The following is a 24069-nucleotide window of genomic DNA, read 5'->3' as shown; positions in this document are numbered from 1 at the left end:
TCTTCTCTTCTCTTCTCCTGCCTCAACTCGACTATAAGTCCAATTCAAGGCTGGTCTTTATCCTTCAATACCATTTTTGTTGACTAATAAGACCACTTTTTCTTCCAGATAGACCGGGCGATCTTCAGCCTGCAACTTTCGGCGTGATATGGACACTAACGCCGAGTGATTGAAATATAAGGTATTGTCACGGTATGCAATCGTTCACACAAATTGACTAGGCTCTTGGGCGGATTGTCTTGCCAAGGGGAATCCCTACACTGGTATGCGCCTTGGTACGTCGCATGCATACCTGTTAGAAAAAGCAGAAGATATCAGTTAAGCAAATTAAATACCAAAAAACTACCATACTAAAAGATAGGAACTGTTTATCATTTTTATGGTATCTAAATGGTATTTTTAAATTGACTGAAAGTCTCAAATAGGTATTATCTGGTATATGAAAGCATTTCCTTGCGCTTTTTTGTGATTTGCCGCTTACGGATATTGTGAGGAATACATAGGGCAATGCGACCTGATTTTCGGAGAGAAAAAGGAAAATCTAAAAGAGGTTCCGAAAAAGGGGCGACTGTGAAGTCCGGGTTGGATTGCGTTATGAAAGCGCTTTCGTTCAGTGATGGGTTGTGTAGCGTCGGCTGATGGGCGAACGGGAGAAATGCTCTGGTTGATGATGCTTCATAAATGGAGCGTGCGCCGGAGTTGCGCCGATTGTGATCGTTAAGATGGCGAACGGACTTTTCCTACTTCTAATAACGAAACGATAACCTTAGGACGATCCTATGTATATGGACAAAAAACACAGCAAATCCGGCTTTATGAAGACCGCGCTCTGTGCGGGCCTCATCGCCGCATCCCAGGTTTCCTGGGGCGTTGAATGCAGTCAGGTGTCAGGCGCCTGGCAAGATGGCGGAACATACTCCGCCGGACAGTATGTCACCTATAACTCCGGTATCTATTCTGCGCTGGCCAACCACACCGCTCATCTGGGCGCGGGCTGGACGCCGGCGGTTGGATCGTTATGGCGTTATGAAGAGCCGGATCATTGCGCAGGCGGAGGCGACTCTGGCGGGGATAATGGCGGCGACACCGGTGGTGATAACGGCGGAGATACTGGCGGTGATAACGGAGGCGACACCGGTGGCGATAACGGAGGCGACACTGGCGGCGATGACACCGGCGGCGGCAACAACAATGGCGGCGACGACTGCGACGCCAACGCGCCCGCCTGGAACGCCGCCGCCGTTTATACCCAAGGTAAGGAGGTCTTCCATAAAGGCGCTGTTTACAAGGCTAAATGGTGGACGCAGGGCGATGAACCCGGCGCCAGCGAATGGGGTCCGTGGGAATTGGTAGATGCATCCGGCTGCCCTGGAGATGGGGGAGATGATGGAGGCGACGACGGTGGTGACAATGGCGATGGCGGAGATAACGGAGACGGCGGCGACAATGGCTCCGATGATCCAATCGACACCACCGGCTGGCCGAAACCGTTGATGGAGAACAACAAGCCCTATCAAAACACCACGGGCAGCGTCGTTGGCACATACTTTGTAGAGTGGGGCGTCTACGGCCGCAACTTCCCGGTAGAGAAAATACCCGCGCAGAACCTGACTCATTTGCTTTACGCGTTTATCGCCGTGTGCGGACCGAATGAATCTTTGCGTCAGGCCAACCCGCAAGGCCACTCCGTTCTGATGAACGAATGTAGCGATCAGGCTGATTACACCGTAACCATCCACGACCGTTTCGCGGCGCTTGAGAAGAGCTACCCCGGCGACAAGTGGGATGATCCCATGCGTGGTAACTTTGGTCAGTTGAGACGTCTGAAGAAAACCAACCCTGACATCACCATCCTGCCCTCCATTGGCGGCTGGACCCTGTCTGATCCATTCTTCTACTTCGCCAACGACGCGCAGAAGCGCGCTGTGTTCGTCGACTCAGTGGTCGACTTCCTGAAGACTTACAAGTTCTTTGACGGCGTTGATATCGACTGGGAATACCCTGGCGGCGGCGGTGCTAACACCGGTCTGGGATCGCCTCAGGACCGCGATGGCTACGCGGAGTTGATGCGTGACCTGCGCGCAGCGCTGGATACGCTGGAAGCGGAAACCGGCAGAGAATACCAGTTAACTTCGGCGGTAGGCGCCGCGCCAAGCAAGATCGACTCCGTGAACTACTCCACTGCGGTGCAGTACATGGATTACGTCTTTGCTATGACGTATGACTACTACGGCGGCTGGAACGACCAACTGGGTCATCAGACCGGTCTGTATGCAGGCGATCATGAGATTCACGAAGGCTTCAGCTCTGACGCCACTATCAATAATCTGATGAGCGCTGGCGTGCCCGCCAACAAACTGGTGTTGGGCGCAGCCATGTACGGCCGCGCCTGGAAAGGCGTGACCGGCGGAACGGAAACCGATCCCTTCGCGGGAACCGGCGGCGGTAAGCATGCTGGCACCTGGGAAGACGGCGTATTGGATTACCGCGCCATTGAGCAGAAGTTCCTGGGCGGCGCCAACGGTCAGGGCATCGACGGCTACAAGTATTTCTACGATGAAAAGGCGCAGGCGCCATTCTTGTGGAACTTCTCTAACGGCTCGTTGATCACCTACGATAACGCCCGCTCGGTCAAGGCCAAAGGCGAATATGCGCGTGACAAAGGTCTCGCTGGCATATTCACCTGGGAAGTCGATGCGGATAACGGAAATATCCTCAACGCCGTTCATGAAGGCTTGGGACATCCGCAACAGTAGCCCTTGTTGGGGGTAGAATCGGCACTACCCCCTTTTTTAGTACAGACGGTTTTGACTAGTGATGGTTATAACCCGTGATGGTTATAACAAGCAGTGAAGGCTGTAGCTAGATCATCACTGACTTAGATCAAGCAGTAGCCGTAACGCTAAACCGGATGGGCTAAGCCCCATCCGGTTTCCAAAGCACAGCGATGAGATCGCGTGCGGTAATCAACATTTTTTCGGATAAACACTAAACCGGCATTGACTGCCTTTGTCCAACGAGTGAAAAATGAAAACGCTTTCATGTAGAAGAGTGGTAAGTCAGCGCATTTTTCCTTTTGGAAGAGCTGAAGTGTCTATCCGAAAAAGTGCTCTGGTTTCTCCATTCTAAAAACCAATAAATAAGGAGAACTCGATGAACAAGAAACACTGGCCGGTTTCCGCGCTAATGACGGCGTCTATCGTCGTCGCGGGTTGCGGCAGTTTTGTCGCCAATGCGGAGGTCCCGGAAGGGGTCTATCAGATTAAATCCAAAAAAAGCGGTTTGTGCCTGGATGTATGGAGCGGGTCCGCCGAGCAGGCGGCGCGCATCGTCCAATGGCAGTGCCACGACGGCAATAATCAGCGCTGGAAAATTACGCCTGCAGGCGGCGGTAATTATCGTTTGCTGGCCATGCACAGTGGCCTGGCGATGGATGTGGAATCCGCCTCCACCGCAAACGGGGCCGGGCTACAGCAATGGCCGGACAACGGTTCGGGAGCGCAACGCTTCAAATTTGAAGATCTGGGCGGTAACGAATTTCGCATCGTCAACGCTGGCAGCGGCAAATCACTGGATATCCAGGAGGCGAGCGTGGAGCCCGGCGCCAGATTGCAACAATGGGACTGGAACAGCGGCGATCATCAACGCTTTTATCTGATGACGGACGGCGGACCCACGCCTCCTGGCGCATCTATTCCGGGCAAGATTGAAGCCGAAGATTACAGCTCATTCTCCGACACCACGGCTGGCAATACTGGCGGCGGTTATCGTCAGGATGATGTGGATATCGAAGCGACGGCGGATCAGGATGGCGGCTTCAATGTCGGCTGGACGGCGCCTGGCGAGTACCTGCGTTATAACCTGAACGCCGCGCAATCCGGCGACTATAAAGTCACCTTACGAGTCGCTTCCATTTACGCCGGAAAACAGGTGGTAGTGAAGCTTGACGGCGCGGACGTCAGCGGCGCGCTGGCGGTCCCCAACACAGGCGGTTGGCAGAACTGGGCGGATATCAGCTTCAATGCGAACCTGTCATCTGGAGCGCATCAGCTGGAAGTCGCTTTCCTGACTGACGGCATTAACCTGAATTACATCAATTTCGCCAAAGGCGGCGATCCTACTGATCCCACCGATCCGCCCGGATGGACGATGGTATGGCGGGATGAATTCAACGGCGACAGCATTGACCTGGGCAAGTGGGAGCATGAGGTCAACGGCAATGGCGGCGGCAACAATGAGCTGCAGTATTACACCGCGCGTCCGCAAAACTCCTGGGTGTCCGACGGTAAGCTGCATATTCAGGCGCTGAAAGAGCGCTACACCGGACCTGAAGGAACTCGTGACTACACCTCCGCCCGTTTACGCACACTCAACAAAGGCGACTGGAAATACGGCCGTTTTGAAATCCGCGCCAAGCTGCCATGGGGGCAGGGCATGTGGCCGGCTATCTGGATGTTGCCGACGGACTGGGTTTACGGCGGTTGGGCGGCCAGCGGCGAGATCGACATCATGGAGGCGGTCAACCTGAAAGGAGCCGGCGGTAATAATATCTACGGCACGCTGCATTATGGTGGCGAGTGGCCCAACAATACGCACACCGGCGATCACATGGCGTCTTCCTCCAGCGTGGTGGATCAATTCCATACCTACGCGTTGGAGTGGGAAGAAAATGAAATTCGCTGGTATATCGACGGCGTCCATTATCAGACGCAAACCGACTGGTACTCCACTGCTGCGCCTTATCCTGCGCCGTATAACCAACGCTTCCATATGATTCTGAACCTCGCCGTGGGCGGTAACTGGCCGGGCAATCCGGATGGATCAACCGTGTTCCCGCAGTCGATGGAAGTGGATTACGTGAGGGTGTACCGCAAAAACTGAGGAAAACGACCTTCCTCAGTATGGACCAATTAAGACAGTATCTCGTTAACAACAAGAAAGCCCCCGCCGCGATTTCGGTCGCCGGCGGGGCTAAAACCGCGGCCCGCCTGCTAGCAGTTAGGGTTGGTCGGCACAGCGTTCGGCACTGAATAGATAACAACAATGTGTAACAACGCAACGCCTCCCAGGGCATATAAAGGAGAACGTTCTTATGACATACCGAGGAAATCAAACCCGCCTGAAGCGTTTATCTCTGTGCGTGGCCATGCTGGCTGCGATGCAGGCGCAAAACGCGATAGCGGAATCTTTGCATGCCGCTGCGGCGCCCACAGGTTACGATGCGCAGCAGTCGGCGCAGACGGTGTCGGAATTGGGGGTGACCTGGCAAGTGACGGACAATCTGCAGGACAGCTTTAACAGCTTCCTGGCGGATTTAACCATTCATAATCGCGGCGCCACGGACCTGGAAGCGTCCGGGTGGACCATCTATTTCAACTTTGTGCGCGATGTGCTCGCGGTGACGCCATCGGATCAATTCAATGTCGAGCATATTAACGGCGACTTCTTCAAACTCACTCCAGCGGCGGGCTTCACTGGCCTGAAAGCGGGCGAGTCTCTCAAGATTCAACTTAAGGCCAGCTTCTGGGCGATCAGCAAATCCGACGCCCCCGCTGGCTTCTATATCGTAAAAAACAACGGCGCAGGAGCTCAGAGCGTTGAGGCGATCACTGATGTGACGTTGGGCGCGCAGACTACGCCAGAGCAAACGCAACGTTTTGACGGCGACAACATGCCGCTGGACACTGCGGAAGTGCGCTTTGAGCGCAACCGTCAATATCTGGCGGCGGCGCAGGCTGGCCCGACTCTGTTGCCTACGCCGGCCTCCATGACCCTGAGTGAGGCGGAAAGTCTGACGGTGGCGGAGCCGTTCAAACTATATTTCGATCGTCGCTTCATGCGCGAAGGCCGCTATCTGCAAAGCCAACTGCAGGCGCTGGGCATACCAGTGGAAGTGGTGCGTCGTTGCGCAGACACGGCTAACGCTATTTGTTTGCAAGGCGCGCAAAATCCCGGGCGCGCTGGTTCCGATGAGAGCTATCAGTTGAGCACCAGCGCTGCTTCCGGCGTTCGCATCGCCGCAGACTCTCCCACTGGCATGTTCTATGGCGTGCAATCCCTGCTTGGTTTGATTCCTGTGGAAACCTATCAGGGCGGCGGTCTGCCCGTGCGCCTGCCGGTGGTGGAAATCTCTGACGCGCCGCGTTTTTCCTACCGGGGAATGCATCTGGACGTGGCGCGACATTTCAGTCAGCCCGACAGCGTCAAGAAGCTCATCGACGTTATGGCGCTGTACAAGCTGAACAAATTGCACCTGCACCTTTCCGACGATGAAGGGTGGCGTCTGGAAATACCCGGCTTGCCTGAACTGACCTCCGTCGGCGGCAAGCGAGGGCATTCCGAGAATGAACTGGATAACCTGGTTCCATCATTCGGCTCAGGCCCCTATACGGACAGCAATAATGGTTCAGGTTACTTCTCGCGCAGAGAGTATGTCGAGTTGCTGCGCTACGCCGCCGAGCGCCATATCGAAGTGGTGCCGGAGTTTGATCTGCCCGGCCACGCCAGAGCGGCGATCAAGTCCATGGAGGCCCGCGCCAAGCACTTCGCTGAGGCGGGCAAGCCTTATCAGGGCAGAAATTTTCTGTTGAGCGATCCGGAGGACAAATCGGAATACAAGTCCGTGCAGGGCTGGAAGGACAACGTCGTGAACCCTTGTATGCCAACCACTTACTTTTTTATAGACAAGGTGGTCGGCGAAGTGTCGCGCATGTACCGACAGGCTGGGTTACGCATGCCCGCCTTTCATGTGGGGGCGGATGAAGTTCCCTCCGGAGTCTGGAAGAAGTCTCCCGCCTGTACCCGCATGTTCGGCTCAGAGGAGCTGAATGCGGATGAAGTGGAAACCCTGAACCGCTTCTTTAACGCTACCGTGACAGGCATTGTCGCCGCTCACGGAACCAAGATTGCGGGGTGGGAGGAGCTGGCCTTCATGCACGAAGATGACGGCAAGGTGGTTAATCCGCACTTTGTCGGCGGCATCATGATTCCTTATGTCTGGAACAATGTCTGGGGCTGGGGCGCGGAAGACAACGCCTATAAGTTGGCCAATGCGGGCTATCCCGTTGTGCTGGCCAACGCCACCAACCTTTACTTCGACCTGGCCTATCAGAAAGACCCGGAAGAACCTGGTTATTACTGGGCGGGTTTTGTGGACACCCGTCGTGTGTATGAATTCACGCCAATGGACGTCTTTAAAGCCGCGTGGGTGGATCGCATGGGTAATCCATTGACCGATGATATGTGGAATGACCGCACCCGTCTGGCGGCGGACAAGCAGGACATGATTCTCGGTGTGCAGGGTGAACTGTGGAGCGAGAACGTGAAAACGGAGTCCGACCTGTTCTATCTGGCGCTGCCCAAGTTGCTGGGATTGGCGGAGAGAGGCTGGTCGCCGCAGCCGGACTGGGCGAACGAGGCGGATCAGGCGCAGCGTCTGAGTGGCCTTAACCAGGCCTGGAGTGGATTCGCCGCGCGAGTGGGCGCCTATGATCTGAAGCGTCTGGACAGCTGGAACGGCGGTTATGACTTCCGCGTGCCGCCTCCTGGCGCAAAGGTGACTGACGGCATGCTGGAAGCAAACCTGTCATTCCCCGGTCTGGATATTCGTTACACCTTGGACGGCTCTGAGCCGACTAACGAGTCGCCATTGTATGACGGGCCTGTGGCCGTCAGCGGCGGCGTTAAACTGAAAACATTTACCCCTTCGGGTCGCGCCAGCCGCACAGTTGAGCTGAACTAGCCGCGGATTGGTAATCCTTGACCTACACTCCGGAGTTTTTGCTGGGAACTCCGGGGTGTTTTTTTCTCACTTGCATGACTCTCTGTTCAGGCGGACAATGCCTGTTCCGGATCAATAACATGCTGCAGTAGGCGTACGAATAGGGCGTAGTATTCGGATAAGAAGCAACCCTGCCACGGAGGTCCTATGAGCACGCAAGTGAAACCCATCCCGGACGGCTATCATTCCGTCACTTCCTACCTGATTGTCAAAGGCGCCGCTGACGCGCTGGCGTTTTATAAACGCGCTTTTGATGCTGAAGAAATCATGCGTATGGATGGCCCACATGGCTCCATTGGGCATGCGGAAATAAAGATTGGCGATTCCCGCGTCATGCTTTCCGATGAGTGCCCCGAAATGAAATTCGTTGGCCCGCAAACCCTGGGCGGAAGCCCCGTCGCATTGATGTTGTACGTTCCAGATGTGGACGCCACTTTCGCCAGGGCGATAGACGCCGGCGCCAAAGAGCGGTTAAAGATAGAAGATAAATTCTACGGCGATCGCAGCGGCAGCCTGGAGGACCCTTTTGGCCATGTCTGGCATATCGCCACGCATATAGAAGACTTAAGTGAACAAGAGCTGATGGAGCGGGCGAAGAAGTTTATGGAGGACCAAAGCTGACTTGATCTGTCAGGCCGCCAGAACTCTTGGCGTATCATTGGGGAAGCGCTGACGGGCCCCTGAGGGCCCGTAACAATGACGAAGCTGGCGGTTGAATTCTAGCTGTTTTCGACTCGGAAGCCGACTTTCAGGCAGACTTGAAAATGGCCTACTTCGCCGTTGACGATATGGCCGCGGGTTTCCGTGACTTCAAACCATTCAAGATGATTAATGGTGCGAGAGCACTCTCGTATGGCGTTTTGAATGGCTTCATCAATGCTGTTTTTGGATGAACCGACAACTTCCACTTTCTTGTAGGTATGATGATCTGACATGTGAACTCTCCTTTGTTTCTATGACGGACGCTCCCTCGTCAGTGTAGCAAGAAATGTCCCTGCTTAAACGTCGTCGTCGGAGCGGTTTGCTTCCGCCTGTTCAGACATCTTCATCATCAGCGCCATGTTAAGGTCGCGGTCGAAATTTTCGCAGCAGGCCTCCGTGCGGATTTTGCACTGGCCGCTCTCGGATTCGTAATTAAGTTCGTAGCCGGTCTTTTCGCCATGCTCGGAGCAGACCATATCGCCCAGGGTTTCCTGGTAGGCGTTGACCAGGAAGTCTTCCGCCGCGCTCCTGTCTTCATCCTGACGAAATTCCTCAACGCTGACTTCCGCGCCGTCTACTTTATATTTTATGTTGCTCATAGATCTGAACCCTGTGATGTTAAGGGCTGCAAGGATAAACCCTAAGCGCGGCGGATTGAAGGTGTGTGACGCGATCAGGTCGAAGAGAAAGGGGGCTCTTTTCAGGGAGAGGCGGCTTCCTCCGGGGGCGACTCCAGGTGAATCACCGTACGTTGAGGCAGATTCAGTTCCGCCAGATCCTCCCCCCAGTACTTTTCAACCAGATGGTCTATCAAGCCGCTGCGGCGGGCGCGCTCCATGCTGATCGTCAGCGCATCCACATGGTTTACGGCATCGTGGGAAAGATAAAAGTAAAAGTCGCTCTGGTATTGCAGCAGTAAATTTTTCTCGATGTCCAGGCCAGGGTATTTGTGTGACTCACGGATGATTTCGTTAGCGCCCCGGGGAAAATAATCGATGCCTCGATTTCCTTGCGCCAGTGGGCGGAAGGCGGCGGTCCAGTCGCCATCAAAAACCATGACTGCCAGGCCATTGTGTTCCCAGACCTGTCGGTCGTACCAGGTTTTTCCAATCGCCGCTACTTTGCCCAGAGCGCGAAAGCTTGGCAGGTCGCGGACCTGGTCGTATATGGCCTGGCGGCCTTCGGGAATCAGAAGTATGCGCTTACTGATCAAGCCGTTAGTGATAGGCGCCGGCACTCTCGTGTGATGGGCGTCGCGTTCCGCCGTAGGGAGCATCCAGGCGATGGTGACGTCGCCTTTCTCCAGCATCTGGATGACCCGTTTCTGCGGGAATGGCGGCGAGGTGGTAATTTCGTATTCGTAGCCTGCCTGCGACAGGGCGCTCTCAATCAACTCTCTGTAATAGGCCCCGTCTTTGCCGGCTTCCGCAAAGTGCGCGACTTTCAGCCTGACGGTCTCGCTTTGAGCCCAGGCCGGGGCTGACATGATGACCAGCCAGCATATGAAACCGGTCAGAGAGCGCTGAATTAGAAAAAGTAAGTGAGTCAATCAATATGCCTCTAAGCGTCAATACCGGGACCCTCCATTGACAACATCCCTTGCTGGCGCGGACCGGCGGCCGACGACGTCTCCAGACTGTTGCGACTGAAGGGCGACGGGCGCTGGTAGACACAGAGAATACTGCGCATCCCTTAAGTTTAGCAGGTGATGGGAATATTTCCGGCGTGACGGATCAAGCTGTATGTGCGGTGTAAGGCGCGTACCGGTAGTACTTGGGAGTTACGCAGATGCGCGCATGCAACCAGGACACCCCAAGACCGGCGGTGCTGAGCCAGACAGGGGAGGCGCTGATGCGCGTCAGCGCCTCCCGGGCCAGGAATGTCCAGAAGGCGTCGACCTGTTGTGGTGGCGCGTTGCGGATAAAACGGGCCAGATGAGCGTAATCGCAGTCTTTCGTTTGTGGTCGCGGCGCGACCAGGCGAGCGTCGCCGCCCAGATTGTCGAACGCGGCGACCAGTTCGGACTGGCGGGAAGAGCGAAATGGTTTCGCGAAGGGGCGCCAGTCCGGTCGCAAACGAGTTAGCGGTCCACTGTTGATGAGTACGAACTCGCAAGGCTGATCCGCCTGGGAGCTGGATAATGGCGGCGACTCCCAAAAATAGCCCTGGCTGGCGGCCCCATTAAATATGGCGTTGAAGAAACTCCTGAATTCGGCGTTGTCCTCCAGACGCTGCAGCGCCTCCAGGTAAGGAAGCGGCGCGCCCTGGTGAAACAACGCGTAATGGTTGCCGTCATAGTGTGAAAGCCGGGTTTCCTCTACGCTGAATTCCGTCATAACCATTGACAACCTCAGGTCGGATATAAAGGCGCAGGTTCGCCTTGAGTGCTGGTTTCCGCTTTGATCGCCTGCTCGCTCATTTCCACCAGCTTTGCCGCCCGCTCATTCAAACTTGCGTTCGCGGTGTCTGCCGCCGGGCCGTACAGGTCGCGCTGCAATTGATTGAGCGGCTCACGGCTGAGGCTGCGCAGATGGCTGAGCACATGGTGAGCGTAGCGCTGCTCCAGGGCGGATTGCTGTAGCCAGCGCGTATACAGGTCCACAAACTTGACGACATCGCTCTTCGCCAGCTTTTTCAATTGGCTCAGTTCAATGTGTTGGGCGCCCTGGCGCGGGTGCTCGCGCATGACAGGCCTGACGATCGTGGGCTTTCTCCACCAGGCGTACAAAGTACCCAGCCAGGCGATCAGCAACAGTCCGGAGAGGATGGGCCAGAACACTCCAGAGCTGGAGGTCGCGGGAATGGGGGTAGACTGTGGCTCCGGCGTTGAGTCCAGAGTGAAGTCGGCCTTGTCGTCCGCCAGTGTTGTCTGCGACGGCGCTGTGGGAGTATTGACGACGGTGGACTGCGCCCCGGGCAGTACGGTGATGGTGCGCTCAGGCAAGGTCGCCACGCGCTCGACATCGTTCGTCACGTCCCACCAGGGAATGCTGACGGCGGGCAGGGTATAGGTTCCCGGTTTAATCGCCACCAGCGCCTGAGTTTCCTTGCGTTGTCCCGTGACGCCAGCGGCATGTTCTTCCGTGTCGATGCCTTCCGGCTCTGGGTAGACTTTGATTCCCTCTACGCTAACGCTGTTCAGCGGTGGAATCTGTACCCCCTCGATACCCAGCGCCTGGACGCTGATGGTGCGGGTCAGCGAGTCGCCTACTTTGATTTCCCGTGCGGGATCGCTCCACACATCGCGAATGCTCAGGCTTTGCGCTGGCACCCACTGCTTGCCTGAGAAGGAGGCTGGCGGCGCTTTTACATCAATTTCCACCGCGGGGGATTTTTCCTCGCTGTAGAAACGGCGCCCAATGCGACGCTGGGCCAGCGTACCGGTAAAAATCTGCTCCGGTATGACAATCTTGCCTGCTTTTTGCGGGAATATGACGTACTGACGCTCCACGACGCTGAAACGACGGGAGCCGATGTAACGGGTGTATTCTTTTTGCTTGCCAAGTTGTTTGACCAGAACGTCAGTATGGTCGGGGTGCGTCAGCTCGCCCCGCAGCAATTCATCGCCATAGAACAGTCGAATGGTGTAAATCAATTGCTGTTGCACGTAAACGGACTTGTTGTCCACTTCCGCTTCCAGGAAAACCGACTTTTCTTCCTTCGCCGCCGACTGCTGGCTGGTATCGATCACTTTTATGGCGATTGGCTGAGACCTGTTGTCTTTGTACTGCACCGCAGGGATTTCCAGGTCGCCGCTGCGTTTGGGCAACAGGGTGTAGATCCAGGTGATGATGGAGTTGTTCTTGTTGTTTTCGATCTGCACCCGGTAGCTTTGCTGACGATCCATGACCTCAAAGTCTTTATCCAGTTCGCCGACATCCGGTTGCGGTACTGACAGGGTGTTCAGGTTAAAGAAGTCCAGGGCGGAGTCGACCTCCAGCTTACTGGTGATAGTCAGTTGCAGTGATTCATTCTGTCTGACTTCCTGGCGGTCCACACTGACGTTAAGCGTGTCTTCAGCCCAGGCTCCCAGGCTGAAAACGCATAGCATGAGCAGGCACAAAAACCGGTTTACAGGAGCTACCATAGGGGTCTACCGCTGTCTTGTTTGGACGAGGAAGGACGCGAGCCTTGTTGATATTGCTGCAAAAACTTCCGACGCAGCAGGCCGCCGGGGTCGTCAGGAATCCTGCGCAGCCATTGCTCGGTTTGCTGGTCCTTCAGTGAAATGCTGTCTGAATACGCGGCGGAAGCATCTTCCGACGGCTCTTTGTCCGCGGCGTCTTCAGGTTTGATAGCCTGTCCGGCTGTCTGGGCCTCTTTGTCGCCGTCTTTCGCCTCCTGCTGCTCTGCGCCGGCGGCTTTGGATTGGGCTTCCTTGGGATCAGCCTTGTCTTCATTGTTCGTGTTTTGCGCCTGCTCTGCGTTTTGTTGCTCGTCCGGACCCTGGGAGGATGCGTTTTTCTGTTTGTCCGTATTTTGATCTTGCGATTGCGAAGGAGGCTGTTGAGATGCATCTCCGCCCTGCTGGCCAGGCTGACTTTGACTGTTCTGATCTGAGGGCTGGCTGTTTTGCTGTTGCGAGCCGGACGAGTTTTGCTGCTGATTTTGCTGTTGATCAGCGTTGTTTTGATCCGGCTGTTGCTGGTCTTTTTGCGGATCTTTGCTGTCCTGTTTCTGCTTTTCCAGCTGCTCTTCCAGGCGGCGTTTGTTTTCTGCGGCTTCAGACATGTCTGGGTTATGTTTCAAGGCTTCATCGTATGCCTTGATCGCCTCCTCATAACGCTGCTGATAGGCCAGACTGTTGCCGCGGTTGTAGTGAGCCTGCGCCGAATCCAGCTTGCCGAACTCCGCTTCCGCCCTGGCGTAATCGCCTGCGCGATAATAAGCGGCTCCTTTACCCATTGCGCTGGCGTAGGCGTCCGCAGCGTCCTCATATTTTTTATCCTGGTAAAGCTCCCAGCCCCGTTGGTCTGGCGTGGACCACAGCTCGTCCCATTCAAAGGCATGGGAGGTTTGTGGTTTGGCCAGTAATACCAGCAGACACAGCGCGACCCCAGCCTGGCGATATTGCCAAAGCAGCAATGGGATAACGATCAATAGCAGAAGGTAGCCGGCGTCATGCCACTGCTCACTCTGCAGTTTACTGTCGTCACTGGCGTCCTTGAAATTTGTCGTACTGGCGCTGGGAATAAGCTGACGCAGGTCGGCGTTATCCAGCGTCATTTTGCTGAAGCGGTCGCCGGGACGATCCGCGATCTGGCGCATCAGCGTGAAGTTTGGCCTGGCGATGACCACTTGATCGCCCTGTTTGATGAAGCCGCGGTTGGGAATAGGAATCGGACCGCCATCATCGGCGCCGACGCCTAGCACGGAAATGGAGACGCCCGTTTTGCTGATCAGGTCCTTGATTGGCTGCACATCTACTTCCTCGACGCCGTCCGTGATCAGCAGGATGCGGGCATTGGCGGCGCCGGCTTGTTTGATGACGTTCAATGCTGATTCAATGCCAGCGGCGGCGTTGCTGCCCATTTCCGGCATGATGAATGGGTCCAGCGCCGGCAGCATGGCCCGCAGCGTATTACCATCCTCTGTCAAAGGGGCGACAACGTGTCCGCTACCAGAAAAGGCCACCAGTGCGGTCTGTCCTTCCTTGCGGGCGTCCAGCAGGTCATACACTTTTTGTCTGGCGCGGGTCAGGCGGTTGGGCGTCAGGTCGGTCGCCAGCATGGAGAGTGATAAATCCAGCGTGATCACCAACGCTTCCTGTTTCAGCGTCACCGGCGTTTCCTGTTTCGACCAGGTGGGCCCCGCCAGCGCAGCGACGGCTAACACCAGAATCAGCGGCCATAGCCAGAAGCTGGTGCGTTTTACAGTTTGCGGGGGCGTCTCGCTCAAGGCGGCGAGGAACTCTGGCGGTAGCAGGGTTTGCCAGGAGTTTTGACTGTTCCTGCGATGACGCATGAGAAACAGCAGGGCGACAAGCGCGGGAGCCAGTAGTAACAGGGTGGGGCGCAGGAAGTGAAATTGGCTCAGGAATTCCGTCATTGCGCTTCCTCCAGACGCGTCGCCGCTCTGCGACGGGTTACTCCGGCAAGCGCGGGAGACAGCCAGCAGAATGACAGTAAAGCGAGCGCAGCGAGCAGGGGGAGCCAATACCACTCTGTTTTGGGGCGAAAGAAGCGCTGCTGTTGTTTGATCGGTTCCAGCTGGTTGATGGATTCATAGATCAACTCCAGCTCGCCGGTATTGCGAGCGCGAAAATACTGCCCGCCAGTCTGGTCGGCGATATTTCGCAGCAGGGTTTCGTCCAGATCGGCGGAAGGGTTTTCCTTGCGATAACCGAAGATGCCGCGGCGGATAATTTCATCTGCGCCCACGCCAACCGTATAGATCTTGATGCCGGCTTCGGCCGCCAGTTTGGCGGCTTGCTCGGGAGGAACTTCGCCGCCGGTGTTGGCGCCGTCAGTCAGTAACACCAGCACTCTGGAGTCAGCAGGGCGCTCCCGCAGACGCTTGATCGCCAGCCCTATCGCGTCGCCGATGGCGGTGGCGTTGCCGGCGATGCCTAAGGTGGCCTCGTTCAGTAGCTCGCCCAGAGTAACCAGATCATAGGTCAGCGGCGCCTGAATGTAGGGTTGCGCGCCGAATAAAATCAGCCCTAGTCGATCTCCCTGGCGCACTTGCACAAAGTCTGTGACCACGGACTTCACGACTTCGAGACGCGTGGCCTGACCGCCTTTCAAATGCAGATCGGTTTCCTGCATGCTGGGAGAGATATCCACCGCCAGCATGAGGTCGCGGGCTTCGTAGTCCATGGGGATTGGCTCGCCTTGCCATTGTGGGCGACATACCGCCAATACCAGCAGCGTCCAAGCCAGGGCCTGGAGAATGGCGCTCAAGCGTCCGGGAGGGGCCGGGTTGGAGCCCGCATCGGCGCCGTCCAGCACCAATGCGGCTTGTTGATAGAACGGGACTCGCAATGCGATATTACGCCCCTCTTCATTCTTATTCCTGCGCTTCCTGATCAGCCAGGGAAGCGGAAGCGCCAGCAACAGCCAGGGCCAGGCGAGCGTCAGCACCGCAGCCTCCTTATCCAGCGTTGAGCGGCTTTGTAGGCGGCGTCAGGGGCCAGAGCAGGGCGAGGGCTGTACAGGCTCTGCAGATAGGCGTCGATTTCACCATGCTGCCCTGCGGGTAGTCGGTCTTTTAAGAAAACGCCCCAGGCGTCGCCGGATAACGGCAATGCGTTTTTCAGCCCCAGCGTGCGGCAATGGCGTTTCAGCACCAGATTAATATTGGCCAGGAAGTCCCCGGGACGACCGTGACTGTTGAACTCGCGCCAGTGCTGTTCAAGTAAGGAGAGTGTCGCTTGCGTTCGCTTGTGGCGACGATATAGCCAGACGCCAATCCAAATGAGTCCCGCCAAAGCGACAAGGCTTTCCAGCATCACCAGCCACCATCCCCAAGGCAGCGGCCACCAGCCAGCGGGGGAAGGGTCCATGATGTCCAGTAACTGCACTGATTGTGTCGGGTCCATCAGGCGGCTCCTCGTGCGCCGTTGGAGAATTGCAGTTGGTGCAGTTTCTCCGCAGGGTCTTCCCAGGTAGAGAGGCGGGCGCAGGCCATACCGATTGAAGCGAGCTCCTGCAGCAACTGGTTTTGCCACTGCTCGTACTCATTTTTCAGACGTTGTGACAGGCGCTCGTTGCGGGTGTCCAGGTCCAAGTGAGAACTTCCGTCGGTAATGCGAAAGTCGCCGGGCGGCAAGGTCTGCTCCAGTGGGTCAAACACTTGAAATGGCAATACCTGGCTGTGCCTGCGTAAGTCAAATAACAGGTTTTTGCTGGTGGCGTCGAACTGGCGCCAGTCGGAAATAATAAAGCACTGGCTGCCGGGGCGGGCGATACGGCGTAGCTCCAGCAGCGCATCGTTAAAACTGAATCTGGCGGCGCTCTGTTGCAGGTTTAGCGCTTGATTAAAGGCGTTGACGCACTCCAGAATTCGCAGCGCCTGGCGGGGGTGCCGGGAAGGCTTCAGCGCTTGATGTCCCTGGTGAGAGAATACCAGTCCGCCGATGCGATCGCCTTGCGCCAGTCCGGCCCAGGCCAACAGTGATGCGATTTCCGCCGCTTGGACGGATTTGAAAGCGCGGCGGCTGCCGAAAAACAGGCTGATCGACTGATCCACCAAGATCAGTATCGGACGCTCAACTTCCTCATGAAAAACTTTAGTGAACGGGCGACTGCGTCGGGCGGTGACTTTCCAGTCAATGGAGCGAGGGTCATCGCCTTCCTGATAGGGACGGTATTCGGCGAAGTCCATTCCGCGCCCGCGGAAGCGCGACAAATGAGCCCCCGCCTGTTGCTGCAGCTTGCGCGGATCGAAGCGCAAGCTGAGACGGGCGGCGGCGATGCGCAGTTGAATGAGTTCATCCAATTGGCAGTAAACGCGATGTTGATTCATTGTGTCCTGTGGGCGCTTCAGGATTAATGTCAGGGAACGGGAACCTGCTCCAGCAATCGGGCGATGACCTTATCTGTCGATACCCCTTCCGCTTCCGCTTTGAAACTGGTGATCAGACGGTGGCGCAGGACGTCAAACGCCATCGCCTGCACGTCCTCGGGGGCGACAAAGTCTTTGCCGTTCAGCCAGGCGTGGGCGCGGGCGCAACGGTCCAAAGCGATAGTCGCGCGGGGACTGCCGCCATATTCAAGCCATTCCGCCAGTTTGGCGTCGTATTTTTCGGGGAAGCGCGTCGCCATAATAATCTGAACAATGTACTGCTCAACTGAGTCGGCCATATACACGTTCAACACTTCTTTACGGGCCTCGAAAATCGCTTCCTGTTCCAGCGGTTGCGACTCCTTCGTCTGAGGGCCTGCGGCCTCGTGACGTGCGAGGCGAAGAATGTTCAACTCGGACTCAGAGTCAGGATAATCAATGCGGACGTGCAACAGGAAGCGGTCCAGCTGCGCTTCGGGCAACGGATAGGTGCCTTCCTGCTCGATAGGGTTTTGTGTGGCCATAACCATAAACAGGCCATTCAAGGGATAGCTGCGACCGCTTACCGTGACCTGACGTTCGGCCATGGCTTCTAACAACGCGCTCTGCACTTTTGCGGGGGCGCGGTTAATCTCGTCTGCGAGGACCAGATTGTGAAAAATGGGGCCTTTACGGAAGTCGAAGTTTCCTGTTTCCGGACGATAAATATCAGACCCGGTAATATCGGCAGGCAGCAAGTCGGGAGTGAACTGGATGCGCTGAAAATCGCCTTCGATATTCGACGCCAGTTCCTTGATGGCCTTGGTCTTGGCGAGGCCAGGGGCCCCTTCGACCAATAAGTGACCGTCAGCAAGCAGGGAAATCAGCAATCTATCAAGCAGGTGCGACTGCCCGATAATAGATTCGCTGAGTTGGTTCTTTAGATCTAAAAGAGTGGCCTGTAAGGACATGCTTAACCTAATACCAGTGTTTGCGTTGTTCTTCCAAAAACGTCAACAAACCCTCGACGCATCCGCCGGAAGCTTCGGGCCTGTAGAGGGCTTAAGATGTTAGGAAACTCAGCTGCAGGCGTCCAGCGCCAACGTGACAGCATTCTGCAATAATTAACTTAGTTTCGTTATTAATTATTCGTCATAACCTTAAACTATCGGTGCGACCCCAGCAGTCGTTCTCAAGCGACAAGCGCGTTGCGCAACGAGAAACCAAAGCCGCCTAACCATCATGTTTTCAAAGTGAGTGCTGTAGAATACCGATTCAAGGGCGGTTAAAATTTTTTAACCTTGGCGAAAGAGCCGAGCTGTCCGGCACTCAAATAGAATCGCAGTAGTCATTAGATAGGCGTAGTAAGCGGCTGACGTATGAAAATTCAAACATGGAGAAAAGACGGCTTCAGTGGAACTCTTTCGTGGCCGTACAGACTGGTGGTTGGCGTGTTGTGGTTGTTGGTCGTAACGCTAGGCCCCGTTATGGGGGCTTCCTACCCAGCGTTGGGCCTCTTGGGTCTGATTCTGACGCTGGTTGTGTTTTGGCGCATTTCACGAGCTATGAAAAACCATTGGGTGCTGGACGTATTGTTGTCGTATGACGGGGATAAGGCGGTGTTTAATCTGCGCCCTGAGCGTAAAGATCTACGCCCCATTGAGGTTTTAATCTCTAAAGTCGAGTTGATACGTTACAGCGACGTCTTTGTGTATTTTGAAGGCGCGTACCCTTATGCGAAGGAAGTTTCCTTCTCAAAAAATCTCTGCCTCATATCAAAGCGCTGATAAGCAAAATACAGGCTGCATATCCAGATATTAAAGTCGAAGTGGTCTGATAATACGGCGGCTTATAAAGGTGGTTAAAATCCGTACTTTTGACTGCGTGTTACTGCCTAGGTATTTCCCCTTATCGAGATGGCTTGAGTGAATCGGATTTTTGCAGAGTGTGGTCTGCAACACTATGATAAAAGTAAGAAAAAATTTTCGTTAGCGGCGATTTTTGATCTTTTGTAGTAGGTACTAAACTGTATTAAAAACGCGTATCCGCCCTGCTAGGCTCTTGGCTCCCAAACATCATAAACATATTTCAATACCTGAACTATTCTTAAAACTGCAGGCGTCATCTCACTCAGTTCACTGCCTCGTTGTAAAAGAAGTTTTGGGGTCGTTGCTTTTTTGAGCCAATAATAAAAAGGTGCAAATATAATGAAGCAGATTAGCGTAGAGACCAGGGAGCAGTTTTTTGAGCTTTTAGAGGAGGAGTTCAAAAAGAAACTGGAACCTGGCTTAGCGGAGGATGTGAACCGGTTCGCCCGGCTTTATCTCGAAATGTCGCCTCTGGACGAAATCCGTAGTCGCCGCCTGGCGGATATCTACGGCGCTGTCGTCGCCTGTTGGCACTTCCTGCAAGAACATCATCAAGACCAGCCCAAGGTCACCGTATTCAACCCTGACCTGGAAACTCACGGCTGGCAGTCCACCCATACTGTTATCGGCATTCTTCACAAAAACATCCCCTTTATCGTCGACTCAGTACGCATGGGGCTGAACCGCATGGAGTTGACCCTGCACTCCATTCAGCATGCGGTGCTGTATATCGAGCGTGATGCCTCAGCCAAACTCAAGCGCGTTATCGGTCGTGACGAAGAGCCGGCGCGGGACCTGGGCGAATCCATGGTGTACGTGGAGATTGATCGTCATAACGATCCTGCAGATCACCTGCGCATTAAAGAGGAACTGGAGACGGTCCTGGGTGAGGTGCGCACTGCGGTGGGCGACTATGAAAAAATGAAGTCGCATGCGCAAGAACTCATCAGCGAGTTCGAGCAAGACATTCCCAACGTCAAAAAAACGGATTTGAAAGAAGCGAGCGAGTTTCTGAAGTGGCTGGCCGCGGATCATTTCACTTTCCTGGGATATGACGAGTATCAGTTTAAAAAGGCCGGCAAAGACACCGTCATCCAGCAGGTCGCAGGTTCCGAGCTGGGGATATTGAAGAGCCATCCGGAACGTCCGGCGATGATGAAGCTGAGCGATCTGCCTCAGAAAGCCCGCCGTCAACTGCTACAGTCAGAAATTTTCACCTTCGCCAAATCCTCGCAACGCTCACGGGTGCATCGCCCGGCTTATCCTGACTATGTGTCAGTGAAGAAGTTCAACGAGCAGGGCGAAGTTATCGGGGAGCGTCGTTTCCTTGGTTTGTATACATCACGGGTTTACCACCAGCGCCCTGACGATATTCCATTGGTCAGACGCAAAGTTAAGCATGTCCTGAAGCGTTCTGGATTTAATCCGGGCGACTATGCCGGTAAAGAGCTGGATCAGATATTGGCGGTTTATCCCAGAGATGAATTGTTCCAGTTGGGGCGGGATGATTTGTTTGATGTGGCGATGGGTATTCTGTATATCCAGGAGCGCCGCAAAATCCGTCTGTTCATTCGTGAAGACGTGTACGGACAGTTTGTCAGCGCCATCGTATATGTGCCGAGAGATCTGTACAGCACCGATCTGCGTCTGCGAATTTCCGATATTCTGGTCAAGGCCACTGGCGCCGAAGACGTAGAGTTCACCACCTATTTCTCTGAGTCCGTGCTGGCGCGCACGCAGTTCAACCTGCGCGTGCCGCAAGCGGAGCGTCGTGATCTGCGTCCTGCGGAGCTGGAGGAGCGCATCATCGCCGCCGCCCAGTCCTGGCAGGATGGTCTGATGGAGAGCTTGTACGAAGCCCATGGCGAAGAACAGGCTAACTCCTATATTCATCTGTACGCCAACGCATTCAATGGCGCATATAGAGAAGAGTTCTCGCCTCGTCGTGCGGTCATCGACATTGAGCATATCGCCTCATTGAGCGAAGAACGTCCGTTGGCGATGAGTTTCTATCGCGCCCTGGAAGAAGACGAGAGCATTCTGCACTTCAAACTTTTCCATGGCGTTGTGCAAGTGCCTTTGTCCGACGTGTTGCCGCTGTTTGAAAACCTCGGTTTGAGAGTGCTGGGCGAGCACCCGTTTGAAGCGGTTGATCGCAATGGCAAGATAGTCTGGATTCATGACTTTTCGTTGCAAAGCCGTGGCGGTGAAGTCATTGATATTCAGAAAATCCGTAAGAAGTTTGAAGAACTGTTCCTGCGCGTCTGGACCAACGAAGCTGAAAACGACATCTTCAACCGTCTGGTTTTGGCGGCGCAGATGGACTGGCGTCAGATCGCCATGTTCCGCGCCTACGCGCGCTACATGCGTCAGATTCGCTTCAGCTACAGCCAGGACTTTATCGCCAATACGCTGGTCAACCACGTACATATCGCCAAGTCTATTTACGAGTTGTTTGAGGCTCGCTTCAATCCGGCGAAAATTCAGAGCGAAGCGCAATGCGGCGCTGCGCAGCAGAAACTGGAAATTGAAATCAACCAGGCATTGGATGATGTCGAGCACCTGAGTGAAGACCGGGTGTTGCGCCGCTTCGTTGAACTGATCAAGGCGACGTTGCGCACCAACTATTACCAGCGCGGCGAAGACAAAGGCGTGAAGGGCTATATGTCCTTTAAATTCAGCCCTCGCGACATTCCGGAAATGCCGCTGCCGCTGCCGATGTTTGAAATCTTCGTTTACTCGCCCCGTGTAGAAGGCGTACACCTGCGGGGCGGCAAAGTCGCTCGGGGCGGTCTGCGCTGGTCTGATCGTTTTGAGGACTACCGGACGGAAGTATTGGGGCTGGTGAAAGCGCAGCAGGTAAAGAACTCCGTTATCGTGCCGGTGGGCGCGAAGGGCGGTTTTGTCGCCAAACAATTGCCTGAGAACGACCGTGAAGCGATGCTGAACGAAGGCATCGCCTGTTACAAGACGTTCATTCGTGGCCTGCTGGATGTCACCGATAACATGGCGGCGGGTGAGGTTGTGCCCCCTGTGGATGTGGTGCGTCACGACGAAGACGACTATTACCTGGTTGTGGCGGCGGACAAGGGCACCGCGACCTTCAGCGATATCGCCAACTCGCTCTCGGAGGAATACCGCTTCTGGTTGGGCGATGCGTTTGCGTCCGGCGGCAGTCAGGGTTACGACCACAAGAAAATGGGCATCACCGCCCGCGGCGGCTGGGTTTCTGTTGAGCGTCACTTCCGTGAAATGGGCGTTAATACTGCGACGGATGACTTTACTGTCGTAGGCGTGGGCGACATGTCCGGAGACGTGTTCGGCAACGGCATGTTGCGTTCCGAACACATTCTTATGGTGGCTGCGTTCAACCATATGCACATTTTTATCGATCCAAACCCGGACGCCGCCTCCAGCTTTGTGGAGCGTAAACGTTTGTTCGAGCTGCCGCGCTCCACGTGGATGGACTACGACAGCAAGCTGATTTCAGCGGGCGGAGGCGTATTCTCTCGCAATGCCAAATCCATTCCGATCAGCCCTGAAATGAAGGCGCGCTTTGGCATCAAGCAGGACCGTCTGCCTCCCAATATGCTGATTTCGCAATTATTGAAGGCGCCGGTTGATCTGCTTTGGTTCGGCGGCATCGGCACTTACGTGAAATCCTCGGAAGAAACTCATGCCGACGTGGGCGATAAAGCCAACGACGCGCTGCGGGTTGACGCGAGCGACCTGCAAGTGAAGGTCATCGGTGAGGGCGGTAACCTGGGTATGACCCAGCTGGCCCGTATTGAATACGCCTTCAATTACGGTCGCTTGAACACAGACTTCATTGATAACGCTGGCGGCGTCGATTGCTCAGACCACGAGGTCAACATCAAAATCCTGCTGAATGAGATTGTCGCTGGCGGCGACATGACCATGAAGCAGCGCAATAAGTTGCTGGCGGACATGACCGAATCCGTCGCTGATCTGGTGCTGATGAACAACTATCGTCAGACTCAGGCGCTGAGTATTGCGGAAACGGATGCATCGACCCGTATCGAAGAGTATCGCCGGTTGATCAACCATCTGGAGTCCATTGGTAAGCTGAATCGCGGCCTGGAGTTTATTCCGGATGATGAAACCATCACTGAGCGTAAATCCATGAAGCGCGGCTTGGTGAGACCGGAGCTATGTACGCTGATTTCCTACGTAAAAGGCTGGTTGAAAGAAACGCTGATCGATAGCGATCTGGTGGATCACGAGTATCTGGCCAATGAACTGCACACTGAGTTCCCTCAGGTGTTGGTGGAAAAGTTTGGGCGTCAGATGCGCGATCACCGTCTGCGTCGCGAGATTATCGCTACTCAGGTCGCCAACGATATGGTCAACCACATGGGAATCACTTTTGTGGAGCGCTTGCGTCAGTCCACGGGCGCGCCGGTGGCGGCGATCGCACAGGCTTACGTTATCGCCAGGAATGTATTCCAGGTGCAGAACCAGTGGGCGGCGATAGAGGCCTTGGATTATAAAGTCGGCAGCGGCATGCAGATCGCGATGATGTCGGAACTGATTCGTCTGGTGCGCAGAGCGACTCGCTGGTTCTTGAGAAATCGTCGCAGCGAGCTGAATGTCATGGAGAACATGGACAAATTCTCCACCGGTATCGACTATATCGCGCACCACTTCAAGGAGTTGCTCTCAGGCGATCAGCTCAAGCTGTGGCAGGAGCGTTATGATGGCTATCGTCAAGCCGGCGTGCCTGATGAACTGGCTGCGACAGTGGCGGGAACGCCATATTTGTACTCAGCTCTGGGCATCATCGAAGCGCAGGAGCAGACCAGCGCCGAGCTGGGCTATGTGGCGCGTATGTTCTTCCGTATGGGGGAAAGGCTGGACATGCAGTGGTTTGCGCACCAGCTCAACATTGCGCAGCCTGCGACGCACTGGCAGGCATTGGCGAGAGAAAGCTTCCGCGAAGACCTCGACTGGCAGCAGCGTGCTCTGACTGTGGGTATTCTGCGAATGACGGATGCTCCGGAAGATATCGATCAGCGCATCGACGCCTGGTCAGCATGCAATACTGACCTGATCGAGCGCTGGCGCGGCATGTTGACTGAACTGAAAGCGACCAAAGATCCCGAGTTCCCCATGTACTCCGTAGCCCTGCGAGAGCTGTTGGACCTGGCCCAAAGTACGTCGCACTCGACTACCAAGATCTGATAATGTAAACCAGCGCCGGCGCAGCCCTCTTCT

16 protein-coding genes are annotated in these 24069 nt (G+C 55.3%); 6 read left to right on the top strand and 10 right to left on the bottom strand.

Annotation, left to right across the window (positions count from 1 at the left end):
• Positions 1-779 precede the first annotated feature (779 nt).
• The 4 genes from AC2IBB_RS24400 to AC2IBB_RS24385 all read left to right on the top strand — a co-directional run bounded on the left by AC2IBB_RS24400 (position 780) and on the right by AC2IBB_RS24385 (position 8401).
• Complete coding sequence (locus AC2IBB_RS24400; protein WP_486329316.1) at positions 780-2756, top strand: glycosyl hydrolase family 18 protein; 1977 nt, start codon at positions 780-782, stop codon at positions 2754-2756.
• 397 nt (positions 2757-3153) lie between these two features.
• Complete coding sequence (locus tag AC2IBB_RS24395) at positions 3154-4881, top strand: RICIN domain-containing protein (protein ID WP_486329314.1); 1728 nt, start codon at positions 3154-3156, stop codon at positions 4879-4881.
• Positions 4882-5092: 211 nt separating this feature from the next.
• Positions 5093-7741: a family 20 glycosylhydrolase gene (locus AC2IBB_RS24390; protein WP_486329312.1), complete on the top strand. Its 2649-nt coding sequence runs from the start codon at positions 5093-5095 to the stop codon at positions 7739-7741.
• A gap of 186 nt (positions 7742-7927) precedes the next feature.
• Positions 7928-8401: a VOC family protein gene (locus tag AC2IBB_RS24385; protein ID WP_486329311.1), complete on the top strand. Its 474-nt coding sequence runs from the start codon at positions 7928-7930 to the stop codon at positions 8399-8401.
• Between the two features lie 98 nt (positions 8402-8499).
• Here the strand turns inward: AC2IBB_RS24385 and AC2IBB_RS24380 are convergent, their stop codons facing one another.
• The 10 genes from AC2IBB_RS24380 to AC2IBB_RS24335 form a co-directional block, all read right to left on the bottom strand.
• Positions 8500-8715: a dodecin gene (locus AC2IBB_RS24380; RefSeq protein WP_011398548.1), complete on the bottom strand. Its 216-nt coding sequence runs from the start codon at positions 8713-8715 to the stop codon at positions 8500-8502.
• A gap of 63 nt (positions 8716-8778) precedes the next feature.
• On the bottom strand, positions 8779-9081 hold the full coding sequence (locus AC2IBB_RS24375) for a hypothetical protein (protein ID WP_486329310.1): 303 nt from the start codon (positions 9079-9081) through the stop codon (positions 8779-8781).
• A gap of 101 nt (positions 9082-9182) precedes the next feature.
• The gene (locus AC2IBB_RS24370) at positions 9183-10031 is read right to left on the bottom strand and encodes a hypothetical protein (RefSeq protein WP_486329309.1); all 849 of its coding nucleotides are present in this window, start codon (positions 10029-10031) and stop codon (positions 9183-9185) included.
• A 184-nt stretch (positions 10032-10215) separates the two neighbouring features.
• Positions 10216-10818, bottom strand: a complete 603-nt coding sequence (locus tag AC2IBB_RS24365; protein ID WP_486329308.1) for a DUF6940 family protein — start codon at positions 10816-10818, stop codon at positions 10216-10218.
• Between the two features lie 14 nt (positions 10819-10832).
• On the bottom strand, positions 10833-12569 hold the full coding sequence (locus AC2IBB_RS24360; RefSeq protein WP_486329307.1) for a BatD family protein: 1737 nt from the start codon (positions 12567-12569) through the stop codon (positions 10833-10835).
• A complete protein-coding gene (locus AC2IBB_RS24355) occupies positions 12563-14530 on the bottom strand; it encodes a VWA domain-containing protein (protein ID WP_486329306.1) in 1968 nt (655 codons plus the stop codon). The genes AC2IBB_RS24360 and AC2IBB_RS24355 overlap by 7 nt, the downstream gene beginning before the upstream one ends.
• Entirely contained in the window at positions 14527-15564 is a 1038-nt protein-coding gene (locus AC2IBB_RS24350; protein WP_486329305.1) for a vWA domain-containing protein, read from the bottom strand. The genes AC2IBB_RS24355 and AC2IBB_RS24350 overlap by 4 nt, the downstream gene beginning before the upstream one ends.
• Positions 15558-16022, bottom strand: a complete 465-nt coding sequence (locus AC2IBB_RS24345) for a DUF4381 domain-containing protein (RefSeq protein ID WP_486329304.1) — start codon at positions 16020-16022, stop codon at positions 15558-15560. The genes AC2IBB_RS24350 and AC2IBB_RS24345 overlap by 7 nt, the downstream gene beginning before the upstream one ends.
• Positions 16022-16948 carry a DUF58 domain-containing protein gene (locus AC2IBB_RS24340; RefSeq protein WP_486329303.1) on the bottom strand — a complete coding sequence of 309 codons (927 nt, stop codon included), beginning with the start codon at positions 16946-16948 and terminating at the stop codon, positions 16022-16024. The genes AC2IBB_RS24345 and AC2IBB_RS24340 overlap by 1 nt, the downstream gene beginning before the upstream one ends.
• A 29-nt stretch (positions 16949-16977) precedes the next feature.
• A complete protein-coding gene (locus AC2IBB_RS24335; protein ID WP_486329302.1) occupies positions 16978-17937 on the bottom strand; it encodes an AAA family ATPase in 960 nt (319 codons plus the stop codon).
• Between the two features lie 408 nt (positions 17938-18345).
• Between AC2IBB_RS24335 and AC2IBB_RS24330 the strand changes: the two genes are divergently transcribed.
• Positions 18346-18753 (top strand): hypothetical protein, encoded by a 408-nt coding sequence (locus AC2IBB_RS24330; protein ID WP_486329301.1) that lies wholly within the window; start codon positions 18346-18348, stop codon positions 18751-18753.
• Positions 18754-19173: 420 nt separating this feature from the next.
• Positions 19174-24036, top strand: coding sequence for an NAD-glutamate dehydrogenase (locus AC2IBB_RS24325; protein ID WP_486329300.1), 4863 nt, complete (start codon positions 19174-19176; stop codon positions 24034-24036).
• Positions 24037-24069 lie beyond the last annotated feature (33 nt).

The organism is Hahella sp. NS-SX17 (assembly GCF_057367735.1).
The sequence above is the reverse complement of the archived record's forward strand: the minus strand, read 5'-3'. Positions and strand labels throughout refer to the sequence as shown.

Bases quoted from the DNA above. Each gene is read 5' to 3' on its own strand.
- AC2IBB_RS24325 (WP_486329300.1), top strand. From the start codon at position 19,174: ATGAAGCAGATTAGCGTAGAGACCAGGGAGCAGTTTTTTGAGCTTTTA.
- AC2IBB_RS24365 (WP_486329308.1), bottom strand. From the start codon at position 10,818: ATGACGGAATTCAGCGTAGAGGAAACCCGGCTTTCACACTATGACGGC.
- AC2IBB_RS24360 (WP_486329307.1), bottom strand. From the start codon at position 12,569: ATGGTAGCTCCTGTAAACCGGTTTTTGTGCCTGCTCATGCTATGCGTT.
- AC2IBB_RS24400 (WP_486329316.1), top strand. From the start codon at position 780: ATGTATATGGACAAAAAACACAGCAAATCCGGCTTTATGAAGACCGCG.
- AC2IBB_RS24380 (WP_011398548.1), bottom strand. From the start codon at position 8,715: ATGTCAGATCATCATACCTACAAGAAAGTGGAAGTTGTCGGTTCATCC.
- AC2IBB_RS24330 (WP_486329301.1), top strand. From the start codon at position 18,346: ATGAAAATTCAAACATGGAGAAAAGACGGCTTCAGTGGAACTCTTTCG.
- AC2IBB_RS24355 (WP_486329306.1), bottom strand. From the start codon at position 14,530: ATGACGGAATTCCTGAGCCAATTTCACTTCCTGCGCCCCACCCTGTTA.
- AC2IBB_RS24335 (WP_486329302.1), bottom strand. From the start codon at position 17,937: ATGTCCTTACAGGCCACTCTTTTAGATCTAAAGAACCAACTCAGCGAA.
- AC2IBB_RS24375 (WP_486329310.1), bottom strand. From the start codon at position 9,081: ATGAGCAACATAAAATATAAAGTAGACGGCGCGGAAGTCAGCGTTGAG.
- AC2IBB_RS24340 (WP_486329303.1), bottom strand. From the start codon at position 16,948: ATGAATCAACATCGCGTTTACTGCCAATTGGATGAACTCATTCAACTG.
- AC2IBB_RS24390 (WP_486329312.1), top strand. From the start codon at position 5,093: ATGACATACCGAGGAAATCAAACCCGCCTGAAGCGTTTATCTCTGTGC.
- AC2IBB_RS24395 (WP_486329314.1), top strand. From the start codon at position 3,154: ATGAACAAGAAACACTGGCCGGTTTCCGCGCTAATGACGGCGTCTATC.
- AC2IBB_RS24345 (WP_486329304.1), bottom strand. From the start codon at position 16,022: ATGGACCCGACACAATCAGTGCAGTTACTGGACATCATGGACCCTTCC.
- AC2IBB_RS24385 (WP_486329311.1), top strand. From the start codon at position 7,928: ATGAGCACGCAAGTGAAACCCATCCCGGACGGCTATCATTCCGTCACT.